Below are 12,897 nucleotides of genomic sequence, written 5' to 3'. Positions count from 1 at the left end.
TCAAAACCGGTGCATGCTGGTGCAAGCATTTTTGCTACAGCACGTGCTGTTTCACTACAGCGTGTGTCAGCCGCTTGCACTACACTAGGGCTTCCGCAGCCAACCGACCTGATTGCGAATGCGTTTCACACTCCGTGCAGCCATCATTCTTGCTGTCCTGTTCGGCCTTCTGCTGCCGGCGACCATCAACGGCTATTTCGGCATGCAGGCCGAACTGCGCAATCTGAACCAGCAATTCGCGCACGAACACCGCCGGCTCACCGAACTGCTGGCGCTGGGCATGCAGGACCCGCTGTGGAATCTCTCGCCGGACGCCGGCCAGCCACTGATCGACTCGATGATGAACGACCCGCGCATCGTGCGGATCACCGTAGTGGACAACTCCGGCGGCGGGGATACCTTCCTGACAGCCAATCACCCGGAGCGCCGAAGTCACAGTCTGAGCAGCGACACCGAGCCGGTCATCCGCGAGGGCCAGCAGATCGGCAAGGTTACGCTGGAAATGGACAACGGCCCCGGCATCCAGGCACTGGAGCGCAAACAGCGCCAGTACATCATTTCTGTTGCCGTGCAAGCCATCATCAGCATCGGCCTGATCTATGTGTTGCTGAATGCCCGCCTGCTCACCCCCCTGCAGCGCCTGCTGCGCCAGTCCGGCCAGCTGGCACGCCACGAGCTTGATGAAGCCTTCACCTGGGCCCGTGACGATGAACTGGGCGAGCTTGGCCTGTCACTCGAAACCACGCGCCAGTCGCTGCGCCAGCTCATTGGCGATCTGGAGCAAAAAAACCTGCAGCTCGAAGCCGACATCATCAGCCGCGGCCAGGCCGAAGAAGCATTGCGCGCCAGCGAAAACCGCTTCCGCCGGCTGGTGGAAAACAGCAGTGTCATTCCCTGGGATGCGCGCCCGGGCGAGTGGCGTTTCACCTACATCGGCCCACAGGCCGAAGCCCTGCTGGGCTTGCCGCTATCGAGCTGGTACGAGGACAACTTCCTCGCCAATGTCGTTCATCCGGATGACCGCCACCTGATTTACCAGCTCTTTGGGCAGACCAATGCCAGCCACGCGCCGCAGCGCTTCGAATGCCGGCTGAAGAAGGCGGATGGCACCGACAACTGGGTGCTGCTGCTGGCCCATACAACCACCGACAGCGCGCAGGAGCGCTACCTGCACGGCTATCTGATCGACATTCACCAGCACAAGACCGGCGAACTGGAGCTCGAGCACTACCGCCAGCATCTGGAGGACGTAGTCGAAAACCGCACGCGGGCGCTGGCGCAGGCACGGCAGGAAACCGACTGCCTCAGCGAAGTCATCACGCAGGATCTGCTCGGCCAGCTGCGACGCATGGAAGGTCTGTGCCAGATACTGCAGGACGAAACCGCCAGACAGCAGGATGCTGGCACCCGCACCTATCTGCAGCAGCTGATGATCGCGATGCAGGGCATGCACAGCCATCTGGACGACCTGGCCACGCTGCAGGCCTTTTCGCAGGCCGAGCTGCAGCAGGAGCCGGTCGATGTCAGTGCGCTCGCACAGGAACTGTTCGACGAAATCAGCATCCTGGAACCCGACCACGACGTCACCATCGAGATCATGCCCGGCATGCAGGCGCACGCCGACCGGCGACTGCTGCGCATCGTGCTGCACAACCTGCTCGACAACGCGCTCAAGTTCACGCGGGATACGCGCAATCCGCTGATCCGCATCGACTGCACCCGGCACCAGGACAGGACCATTTTCAACGTCAGCGACAATGGCTGCGGCTTCGACATGGCGCAGGCCAGCCAGCTCTTCAAGCCCTTCCAGCGGCTGAAATCCGGCTCGCACCATAGTGGCAACGGCATCGGCCTCTCGATTGCCGAGCGCATCATCCAGCGCCACCACGGCCGCATCTGGGCCAAATCGGCGCCGGAGGGCGGCGCAACCTTCTCCTTCACGCTTGACTAGCCGGGTCTGTGCTTGCTGCATCACACCGATTCTTTCCCCTGCAACTGCGTGGCTGAATGCGGCGCCTCTGCACACTGCACACAGACCCGTTTGCAAAACAGAACGATTGTTCTATAATCCGCAACACCAACCAATTACCTCTGTCTGGAGCAAGCATGGACGACAACAAGAGCAAGGCACTCGCCGCCGCACTCGCACAAATCGAACGCCAGTTCGGCAAGGGCGCCATCATGAAGATGGGCGAGAACCAGATCGAAAATGACCTGCAGGTTGTCTCCACCGGCTCGCTCGGCCTTGACCTCGGCCTCGGCGTCGGCGGCCTGCCGCGCGGCCGGATTGTCGAAATCTTCGGACCGGAATCCTCCGGTAAAACCACGCTATGTCTGCACGTCGTGGCCGAAATCCAGAAAATGGGTGGCGTCGCCGCCTACATCGACGCGGAAAACGCGCTCGACCCGGTGTATGCGCAGAAACTCGGCGTGAATGTCTCCGACATGCTGATCTCGCAGCCGGATACCGGTGAGCAGGCACTGGAAATCGCCGACATGCTGGTGCGCTCCGGCGGCGTCGACATCATCGTGGTGGATTCGGTCGCAGCCCTGACACCGAAGGCCGAAATCGAAGGCGAAATGGGCGACACCCACGTCGGCCTGCAGGCACGGCTGATGAGCCAGGCACTGCGCAAGCTCACCGGCAACATCAAGCGCACCAACACCCTGGTCATCTTCATTAACCAGCTGCGCATGAAGATCGGCAACATGATGCCGGGGCAAAGCCCGGAAACCACCACCGGCGGCAATGCGCTGAAGTTCTACGCCTCGGTGCGCCTCGACATTCGCCGCATTGGCGCCGTGAAAAAGGGCGAAGAAGTCATCGGCAACCAGACCAAGGTCAAAATCGCCAAGAACAAGGTCGCCCCGCCCTTCCGCGTCGTCACCTTCGACATTCTCTACGGCGAAGGCATCAGCCGCGAGGGCGAAATCATCGAGCATGGCGTCGCGCACAAGATCGTCGAGAAAGCCGGTGCCTGGTACAGCTACAACGGCAACAAGATCGGCCAGGGGCTGGAAAACTCCCGCCAGTACCTGAAGGACAACCCGGAAGTCGCCGACGAAATCGTGCAGAAAATCCGCGGCAAGATCGGCGGCAACGCTGCACCGATTGTTGCCGGTGGCGCAGTCGAAGACGAGGAAGCGCTGGAGGATTGATCCTCAGTTCAAACAAAACGGCCGCATCAGCGGCCGTTTTGTTTGTGGCTCCACATGGCAAGGTGTTTGTGCAGAACAATATCCTCGCCCCGCAAAGAAGCCCCATTCCCTTGCCGACTCTGGAACAAGGATTAGTCGCGATGAAATTCAAGTATGTGGTCTACAAGCTGACCTTCCCTAACGGAAAAATCTACATTGGCAAGGACATTGGGGGCGCTGGGCATTCGATCCGCTATTTTGGCTCCTGGAACAACGCCCTGGTCGAACAGGATTTCACGAAGGAGCAACTCAGTGATTTTTCGATCAGGAAAGAAATCATTTATGAGTCGGACGACAAGCAGGAAGTCAGCCAGAAAGAATCCGACCTGATCGTGCTATACCGTTCGAACGAAGAAAGCATTGGATATAACCAGACCCACCGGCGGCGCAAATAAACAGCCCAGTAAGAAGCATTCACTGCAGGCATGTGCCGTTTCAAATTCCCTGATTCTGTCTCTGCTTCAGAAAACAGAATAACCATTGCAGCGTTTAGTACGCTCCCGCCCTGAAGGCTGCCGAGAAGCGCAGTTTTTCCGGGATCTGGGGCGGGACGTGTCTGAGCCCGCAGGGCGAGTTGTCCCGTACCCCCGGAAAAACGAGCATCGCAGGGAACCCCGAAGGGGCTGCCGGCCGGGCTTGCCTTTCTTTGGTTACTTTCTTTGGCAACGCAAAGAAAGTAACCCGTCGGCGCGACGGAATCGCGCATGAAAATACCGCGCCAAAGGCGCTAAACTTTTGACTTCCTGAAACAGAGACATAATCAGGTCAAATTTTCTGCTTCAACTGCCCCCATGCTCGGCAGCCATTTTGAATCGCATCATTCAGGATTAATAATCCAGGGTATGTTTCCACAGCCATTTATCCAAAGTGGCTGCATGCGTATAGGGCACAATGTATTCATATTTTCACAAAATCTGCCTCGACATTCCAGCCTGATTCGTCTGCCACACCCCATTTCCCCGCCCCGCCCACCGTCCTCTTCCGGCAACAAGCGCAACTCCCGGTTTGCATGCGCCGGCCTTCGCCCTTAGCATGGCTTTCCCCGATTGACGAGACACCCCATGCTCTGGCAGTGGTTTGACCGCAACATCCTGTCGCTGGGCCGCGAAATGCGGCTTTCCTACCTGCCTCCCCTGCTGGTGTATCTGGCTTTTGGCATCCAGGGCCTCACCGGCATTGTCGGCACCTTCTATGTGAAGGAACGTCTTGGGCTGTCGGCCGAGTTTCTTGCGGCACTGGGTTTCTGGGCCGGCATTCCCTGGGCGCTGAAAATGCCGATGGGGCATCTGGTCGATCTGCTGTGGCGCTTCAAGAGCGGGCTGGTCTATCTGGGCGCGACACTGCTGGCGGCGAGCCTCCTGATCATGGCCGGGCTGATCGGGAATCCGCAGGGCATGGCGGCAGTGATGCCGGTGAACGCCTGGTTCGTGCTGGCCACCCTCCTGATGCCGGTGGGTTTCATGCTGCAGGATGCCGTGGCCGATGCAATGACGGTGGAAGCGGTGCCGCGCCACCTGCCCGACGGCAGCCCGATTGATGAAGCACGCATCAAGCTGATGCACACGACCATGCAGACCCTGGGGCGCGTGGCCGTGATTGGCGGCAGCGTGCTGGTAGGCGGCGTGAACCTGTGGCTGTTCAACGATGCCGACACCCTGCCCGATGCGGCCAAAACGGCGCTGTACCGGCAGGTTTATCTGCTGGCGCTCGTCATCCCGCTCGTTTCCGTCTCCGGCGTGCTGCTGAACGGCTGGCTGCAGCGGCGGCGGCTGGCGGAGCACAAGTCACACGGCCTCAGCCACCATGCTGCACTCGCGCTGCTGCAGCACAGCGCGGAAACCACCCGGCCGAACTGGTGGGTGCTTGGCGGCAGCCTGCTGTTTGCGCTTTTCAGCATTGCAATGGGGGTGTCGCGTCTGAGTTACGGGCAGGAAATTGTTTTTGCCGGCTCGCTCGCGATCATCGGGTTTCTGCTCTGGCGACTGGTGCGCGAGCTGGATGCCCCTGCGCGCATCACGCTGGTCGGCACGGCGCTGGTGATTTTCATGTATCGCGCCACGCCCCTGCCCGGGCCGGGCGTGACTTGGTGGATGATCGATGAACTGAAATTCGACCAGGCTTTCCTCGCGCAATTGTCGCTGATCGGCAGCGCGCTGACGCTGGCCGGCATGTTCATTTTCCGCCGTTTCATGGCCGATCGCTCACTGATGCAGGTGATCGCTTTTCTCACGCTGGCAGGTGCACTGCTCGCGCTGCCGATGCTGGGCATGAGTCATGGCCTGCACCACTGGACGGCGGCGCATACCGGTGGCGTGGTCGATGCCCGCTTCATTGCCCTCATCGATACCGCGCTGGAATCGCCCTTCGGCCAGGTCGCGATGATTCCGATGCTGGCATGGATCGCCAACTCGGCACCGGCGCACCTGAAAGCCACGTATTTCGCCGTGATGGCGTCGTTCACCAATCTGGCGCTCTCCGCCAGCCAGCTCGGCACCAAATACCTCAACCAGGTTTTCACGCTGAGCCGCGAAGTGAAAGACCCGGCCAGCGGCGCAATCCTCACCGCAGCGAACTACAGCGAACTCAGCCCGCTGCTCGCAGCCTCCCTGGTGCTCGGCCTCCTGATGCCGGGTATCGCACTCTTCATTGCCTGGAAGCTGAAGCTCAAAAGCGCATGACACATGATCGGCCGGGCGGATTCAAGCCGCTACCAATCTGAACAAAGGCTGCTATCCTGCTGACACCAATCACAGGAGGTTTGTCATGCAGCAGATCGCATTGTTATTGCAGGGTGGCGGGGCACTGGGCGCGTACGAGCTGGGGGTATTGCGCCACATGCACGAGAAACAGATGCTTCCGGTGCAGATGGTGGCCGGTGTATCCATAGGCGCAGCCAATGCGGCCGTGCTGGTCGGCTCGCGCAGCGACGATCCGCTGCCGGCGCTGGAAACGCTGTGGCAGAAGCTGACGGTGCCGCAGATTCCCTTCGCGCCCGACATCGTCGAGCAGAATCTCGCGCTCTTCGGCAACCCGCACATGTCGCGGCTGCGCACCGACTTCTGGAACATGCCGCACTGGACGGCGATGTACTCGCCCGACCCTTTGCGCGAACTGCTGCACGAGCTCGTTGATTTCGACAAGCTCAACAGCTCGGACACCATCGTCCAGCTGTCCGCCGTCCAGATCGAAAGCGGCGAAATCGTGACCTTCACCAACCGCAACGGCCAGCGCATCACGGCAGACCATGTCATCGCCTCGCTGTCGATTCCGCCGATGTTCCCGGCGGTTGAAATCGACGGCCGGCACTACTGGGATGGCGGCCTGTTCGACAATGCCCCGCTGGGCGCGATGATCAACGGCCTGCCGGCGGCGAGCCCGATCCGCTTCGTGATTGTCAACCTCTTCCCGCTCAAGGGGCTCGTGCCACAGAACCTGCCCCAGGTGCAGGACCGCATGCTGGAGATCATCTTCTCCAACAAGGTGCTGGGCGACATGGAGCGCATGGAAGACTACAACGCGCTGGCCGAGCTGGCCCGCAAGCTGAAAAAGGTACTGCCCGCCGGCTCGCCCATCCTCGGCATGCCGGGCTTTCAGGATATCGAACGCCTGAGCATGATCGAGCACCCGGTCGTCATCACCAACAACATGCCGGAAGAACAGAGCGCCACGCTGGATTTCTCGCCCAAGTCGATCGCCAACCGGATTGCTGCCGGCTACCGCGATGCGACTGCCGCGCTGGCTGCACCTGCCGGCCAATCCGCAGCGGCGTCCAAACCGGCTGCCGCTGCCAAACCCCAGGCAGCAAACAAATCCGCCACAAAGGCAACAGTCAGGACAAGGGCCAAAACCGGCACAGCAGCAAGCCAGGCCTCGGCCGCACCACCGAAACCGACCACAGCCAAACCCGCCACTGCCAAGGCCGCACCGGCGCGTGCACGCAAGCCAGCCGCCAAGGAGTAAGCCGTCTGTCTGGCCGGGCCCTGCAACAAGCCCGGCCAGCCAGTTTGCGCAATCAGGAAGGCAGGAACAGGCGCAGCAACAGGCCGGCGAGCGCACACACGGCAATCACCGGCATCACGCCGCACCTGAAGCGGAACAAGGCCAGCAGCGCCCCCAGCGCAATCAGCAGCGCCGACCAGTCCGGCTGGGCCGCAATCCCATGCGGCCACAGCACATGCCAGGCAAAAAACAGCGCCAGATTCAGGATCACGCCGACCACGGCGGCAGTAATGGCCGTCAGTGGCGCGGTGAAGCTCAGCTCGTCATGCGTGGATTCGACGAGAGGTCCGCCGGCCAGAATGAAAAGAAAGGAAGGCAGGAAGGTAAACCACGTCACCAGGCACGCCGCAACAGCCCCCGCCAGCACGGCATTATCCGCGCCGAAAAACGCCTGGCTGTAGCCACCGGCAAAACCGACGAAGGCCACCACCATGATCAGCGGCCCCGGCGTGGTTTCGCCCAGCGCAAGGCCATCGATCATCTGCACCGGGCTCAGCCAGCCATAGTGCACCACGGCGCCCTGATACACATAGGGCAGCACCGCGTAGGCGCCACCAAAGGTCAGCAGCGCCGCCTTGGTAAAGAACCAGCCCATCTGCGTCAGCGTGTGACTCCAGCCATATACCAGCGTCAGCACCGCCATTGGCAGAGCCCACAGCAGCACGCCACTGGCAATGACGAGCGCCAGCCTGCGCCAGCAAAAGCGTGCATGCACCGGAGTGGGCATATCGTCGTCGATCAGCGCCGGGCCGTGTGAAACGCCTGCCCTGCCATGCCCGCCACCGGTGCGAAATACCGCCGGCCAGCGCTTTCCGCCCAGATAGCCGATGAGTGCCGCCGCCAGCACGATCAGCGGAAATGGCACATTCAGCGCGAAAATGGCGACAAAGGCGGCGGCGGCAATGCCCCACAGCCAGTTGTTCTTCAGCGCGCGCGAGCCAATGCGGTGCGCGGCCTGCACCACAATCGCGGTGACCGCCGGCTTGATGCCGTAAAAGAGGCCCGCCAGCAGCGGTGATTCGCCGTGCGCAAAATACAGCCAGGAAAGCCCAATGAGTATCAGCAGCGAAGGCAATACAAACAAGGCTCCCGCGACAATACCTCCAAGGGTACGATGCATCAGCCAGCCGATGTAGGTAGCCAGCTGCTGCGCCTCCGGCCCCGGCAGCACCATGCAGTAGTTCAGTGCATGCAGGAAACGGCGCTCGGAAATCCAGCGCCGCCGCACGACCAGTTCCTCGTGCATGATGGCGATTTGCCCGGCCGGGCCGCCAAAGCTGATGAAACCCAGCTGCAGCCAGAAGCGGAAAGCCTGCCAGAAGCTGACGGCCGCCGGAGCAGGCGGCGAAGCGGAAGCGCCGGCTTCCGGCTTGGTGTGGCTCATTGCTTGAATTCTCCTGTGGTGGGCCGAAGCGCTTGTCGGGCGCGCTCCTGGCGCTAGTGCAAACCCCTGGCGATTTCAGGCGCTGTTGACGCAGACGAGCAGCAACAAAACCCGGCCAGCGCGGGTAAACTCAGCTCCCGACCGGATGCAACAGCGGCTTCATGCGTTCGAGCGCCTGCTGCAATGTCGCGGTCGGGCAGCCGAAATTGAGCCGCAAATAACCCGGAAAACCAAAATCACGGCCGTCCGAGAGACCGACACCCAGCGCCTCGAACTGCGGCAGCGGGTTTTCCGCGTCGATGCTGCGCGCATCGACCCAGGCCAGATACGTCGCCTGCGGAATCGTCAGCTTGAGCGGGCTGCCGGCGAAGGCGTCTGCCAGCAAGGCGCGATTGACTCGCAACACGTCCAGCAGCTCGGCGTGCCAGCGGCCGTCGTCACGGTAGGCCGCTTCGGCGGCGATATAGCCGAAAAGGTTGACCGACGGCACCAGCCCGGCCATTTCGCGGCGAAAGCGCGCCCGCAGCGCCGGATCGGGGATGAGGGCCAGCGAACACCCGAGCCCCGGCAGGTTCCAGGTTTTCGACGGTGCCAGCAGAGTGATCGTCTGATGGGCAAACTCGGGATCAAGATTGGCAAAGGGCGTGTGCTGCAGGCCATCGTCCAGCAGCAGATCGCAATGGATTTCATCCGAGCAGACGACAAGATTGTGCCGCCTTGCAATACACAGCAAGGTATCAAGCTCCAGCCTACTCCATGCGCGGCCTACCGGGTTATGGGGGTGGCACAGCAGCAGCAAGCGGGTTGCCGGCGTAATCGCGGCTTCCAGCTTTGCAAAATCCCAGCCCCAGTAGTCGCCCTTGTCTTCCAGCGGCACGGTAATCAGCTCGCGTTCGGCCAGCCCCGGTGCACGCAGGAAAGGCGGATAGACCGGCGTGGCGGTCAGCACTGCATCTCCCGCCTGCCCAACCGCACGGCAGGCCAGGTTCAGGCCCTGCACAAGGCCGGGCAGCCAGACAAACCAGTCCGCTTCGATCGCCCAGCCGTAGTGCGCGCGGGCATACTCGATCACCGCCTCGACCAGCGAATCTGGTGGGTTGGTATAGCCGAGCACACCATGCTGCAGACGCTCGCCGATCGCAGCCAGCACGGCGGGCGGCGCGGCAAAATCCATGTCGGCGACCCACAGCGGCAGAATGTCGCGCCCGCGATATTTGTCCCACTTCAGGCTGGCGGTGTCAGTGCGGTCGATGAAGTCAAAAGCGGCAGAGGTCATGAAGCGGTTCCGGGCTCAGAGGGTTTTGAAGATGATTTTTGCGGTTGGGGCATGTACGGCATCGCCGGTAACAGCGGGGATGGGCTGTGCTTGCCCCTTCTAGTCTGCGGCAAGGGCCTGGGCAAGATCGGCGATCAGATCAGTGGCATCTTCGATACCCAGCGACAGGCGCAAGAGCGTATCACGGACGCCCAACCGTTCGCGCTCTTCAGGTGCCAGATTCGCATGCGTCTGAATTGCCGGAACGGTAATCAGGCTTTCCACGCCGCCAAGGCTCTCGGCATACGGTATCAGCCGAAGGCGCGCGATTAGCTGGCCAACCTGTTCTGCATCGGCGACCGAGAAGGACAGGATGGCACCATGGCCGCTGGCAAGATCGCCAAGGCGCACATGATTGGGGTCATCGGGCAGGCCCGGGTAGTGAACGGCCGTCACGGCCGGATGCTCCTTCAGCCACTGGGCAACGCGCAATGCATTCGCCTGCTGCGCCTCAAGGCGCAGGGCCAATGTTTTCAGGCCGCGCAGCGTGAGCCAGGCATCCTGCGGGCCCAGTACGGCACCGACCGCATTCTGCAGAAAGGCAACGCGCCCGGCGAGCTCCGCATCACGCACGACGACCAGCCCGGCAATCGTGTCATTGTGTCCGGCCAGATATTTCGACGCAGAATGCAGGACCAGATCGGCGCCCTCTTCGAGCGGTCGGAACCAGTATGGCGTGAGGAAGGTGTTGTCGACGAAGAGCAGCAGATCGTGTTCTGTTTTCAGCGCGACCAGCGCACGGAAATCCGGCACCCACAGACAGGGATTGCTCACCGATTCGATGAGGATGGCGCGCGTTTCGGGGCGGATGGCAGCGGCAAACGCGGCGGTATCCATCACCGGAACGTAGCTTACCGTGATGCCGAAACGCGCAAACACCTGGTCCAGCAGGCGCGACGTGCCACCATAACAGCCCTCGGCCACGATCAGATGGTCACCCTGGCTGAACAGTCCCAGCACGGTCGACAGTGCAGCCAGCCCGCTGGCGAAGGCATAGGCCGAATGCGCGCCTTCGATGCGGGCGACCGACTCTTCCAGCGTGAGCCGGGTCGGGTTGGATGAGCGGCTGTAGTCGAAACCGGTGCTCTCGCCCAGCGCCGGATGGGCAAAGGTGGCGGTCTGGTAAATCGGCGTGCTGATGGCGCCGGTGCGCGGGTCTTCACCCAGGCCGGCGTGCGCCAGCCGTGTTGCGATGTGCATGATGTGGCCCTGTCAGTGCAACAAATGAGAACGCGCAGCAGGATCGATCGCAGCCGCGCGCAGTTCATGAAAGCGGATCAGCGCAGGCTGACGCCGGAAAAATCCTGCCGGCCAAAGGGATTGACCGTGTAGCCCGAAACATTCTTTTGCGTCAGCACGAAGCTGGTCGGATGCGCCAGCGGCAACCACAGCGCCTCGTCGCGAATCAGTTGCTGCGCCTTGCCGTAGGCGACACTGCGCACCGAGCGATTGGCATTGCGTTTGCCAGCTGCAATCAGGCGATCCAGTTCGCGGTCGCAGAAGCGGGCAAAGTTGGTGCCCGACTGTACCGCCGCGCAGCTGAATTGTGGGGTGAGAAAGTTGTCCGGGTCGCCGTTGTCGCCCGACCAGCCCATGAACAGCAGATCGTGCTCACCAGCCTTGGCGCGCCGGATCAGCTCGGCCCATTCGATCGTGCGGATTTCGGCCTTGATGCCGACTTTCGCCAGATCAAACTGCAGCATTTCGGCGCCCAGCTTCGGGTTCGGGTTGAGTGCACTGCCGGCCGGGCGCACCCAGATGGTCGTGCTGAAACCGTCCGGATAACCAGCCCTGGCCAGCAGTTCGCGCGCCCTGGCGGGGTCGTAGTCATAGCCCGGCAAGGCCTTCGCGCTGCTCCAGGTGGCCGGCGGGAAAATATTGCGCGCTGGCTGCGCCGTGCCGCTGAATACCGATTTCAGATACGAAGCTCGGTCAAAGGCATGGTTTACGGCCTGGCGCACCAGCACATTGTCAAAGGGCTTGTGCTGGGTATTGAGCGCAATGAAGGCCGTTGCAAACGCCTCGGTTCCAAGCACGGTCAGTTTCGGATCGCTTTTCGCGGCAACCGCATCGAGCGGCTTGGGCGCCAGCGCAATCTGGCATTCGCCCGCTTTCACGCGCTGGACACGCACGCTGGCATCGGGCGTGATGCTGTAAACCAGCTTGTCGACCCTGGGCCGGCCGGCGAAATACTGCGGGTTGGCGTCATACCTGACCACGGCATCCTTCTGGAAGGATCGGAATATGAATGGCCCCGTGCCGACTGGCTGGCCGTTGAGTTTTTCCGGCGTGCCGGCCTGCAGCAGCTTTGTCGCGTACTCGGCCGGGTAGATCGAGGCAAAGCCCATGCTCAGAAGGGGCAGGAAGGTAGCGTCAGCGTCGGTCAATTCAAACTGCACGGTGTGCGCATCCAGCTTGCTGACACGTTTCACCAGCTTGCCCAGCTGGAAGGATTGCGCGTGCGGATAGCCGTTTCGCGCCGTGGCAAACCAGGGATGGGCCGGGTCGAGCATGCGCTGGAAGCTGAACACCACATCATCGGCATTGAGCAAGCGGCCTGGCTTGAAATAGTCCGTCGTGTGGAACGCGACGTTGCGGCGCAACGTGAAGGTCAGCACTCTGCCGTCCTCGCTGACCGTCCAGCGCTCGGCCAGCCCAGGTTTCAGCTCGCCACTGGCGGCATCGAATTCGACCAGGCGGTTGAACAGCACATCGGCAGAGGCGTTGGTGGTCACCAGCGAATTGAACTGGACAACGTCGAAGCCTTCCGGGTTGGCATCGGTGCACACCACCAGGGTTTTCGCATGCACCGAAGCAGATGCAAGCACCGCGATCACGCACAGGGCAAGGCGAGGCAGGACCATTGGCTACTCCTTTTGAAAGTCATATGCAATTTACCAGCGTCTGTTGATTACCCATAGACCAGTTTCTTCCATGCATGTGCCATTGCGGTTTTTAGCCGGATTGATGCCCGCAAAACGGATCCGCTTCGTATCCGCGC

9 protein-coding genes are annotated in these 12,897 nt (G+C 61.6%); 5 read left to right on the top strand and 4 right to left on the bottom strand.

Features of this window, described 5'->3' with window-relative positions; all coding sequences use genetic code 11:
* Positions 1-118 precede the first annotated feature (118 nt).
* The 5 genes from H559_RS0100240 to H559_RS18180 all read left to right on the top strand — a co-directional run bounded on the left by H559_RS0100240 (position 119) and on the right by H559_RS18180 (position 7,158).
* Positions 119-1,951, top strand: a complete 1,833-nt coding sequence (locus tag H559_RS0100240; RefSeq protein ID WP_028451012.1) for a sensor histidine kinase — start codon at positions 119-121, stop codon at positions 1,949-1,951.
* 155 nt (positions 1,952-2,106) lie between these two features.
* Positions 2,107-3,159, top strand: a complete 1,053-nt coding sequence (recA, locus tag H559_RS0100235; protein WP_028451011.1) for a recombinase RecA — start codon at positions 2,107-2,109, stop codon at positions 3,157-3,159.
* On the top strand, positions 3,156-3,593 hold the full coding sequence (locus tag H559_RS0100230) for a GIY-YIG nuclease family protein (protein WP_211230862.1): 438 nt from the start codon (positions 3,156-3,158) through the stop codon (positions 3,591-3,593). The genes recA and H559_RS0100230 overlap by 4 nt, the downstream gene beginning before the upstream one ends.
* 666 nt (positions 3,594-4,259) lie before the next feature.
* On the top strand, positions 4,260-5,876 hold the full coding sequence (locus tag H559_RS0100225) for an MFS transporter (protein ID WP_028451009.1): 1,617 nt from the start codon (positions 4,260-4,262) through the stop codon (positions 5,874-5,876).
* Positions 5,877-5,961: 85 nt separating this feature from the next.
* Complete coding sequence (locus tag H559_RS18180; RefSeq protein WP_051278772.1) at positions 5,962-7,158, top strand: patatin-like phospholipase family protein; 1,197 nt, start codon at positions 5,962-5,964, stop codon at positions 7,156-7,158.
* A gap of 52 nt (positions 7,159-7,210) precedes the next feature.
* Here H559_RS18180 and chrA read toward each other — a convergent pair whose 3' ends face one another.
* The 4 genes from chrA to H559_RS0100200 all read right to left on the bottom strand — a co-directional run bounded on the left by chrA (position 7,211) and on the right by H559_RS0100200 (position 12,760).
* Positions 7,211-8,581 carry a chromate efflux transporter gene (chrA, locus tag H559_RS0100215; RefSeq protein ID WP_028451008.1) on the bottom strand — a complete coding sequence of 457 codons (1,371 nt, stop codon included), beginning with the start codon at positions 8,579-8,581 and terminating at the stop codon, positions 7,211-7,213.
* Between the two features lie 130 nt (positions 8,582-8,711).
* Complete coding sequence (locus H559_RS0100210) at positions 8,712-9,857, bottom strand: MalY/PatB family protein (RefSeq protein ID WP_028451007.1); 1,146 nt, start codon at positions 9,855-9,857, stop codon at positions 8,712-8,714.
* 99 nt (positions 9,858-9,956) lie between these two features.
* A complete protein-coding gene (locus H559_RS0100205) occupies positions 9,957-11,096 on the bottom strand; it encodes a trans-sulfuration enzyme family protein (RefSeq protein WP_028451006.1) in 1,140 nt (379 codons plus the stop codon).
* Between the two features lie 77 nt (positions 11,097-11,173).
* Entirely contained in the window at positions 11,174-12,760 is a 1,587-nt protein-coding gene (locus H559_RS0100200; RefSeq protein WP_028451005.1) for an ABC transporter substrate-binding protein, read from the bottom strand.
* Between the last annotated feature and the right edge of the window lie 137 nt (positions 12,761-12,897).

Source organism: Chitinilyticum aquatile DSM 21506, assembly GCF_000430805.1.
Taxonomy (GTDB): Bacteria; Pseudomonadota; Gammaproteobacteria; order Burkholderiales; family Chitinibacteraceae; genus Chitinilyticum; species Chitinilyticum aquatile.
Note: the sequence above shows the minus strand (reverse complement) of the source record. Positions and strands in the feature narration are given on the sequence as shown.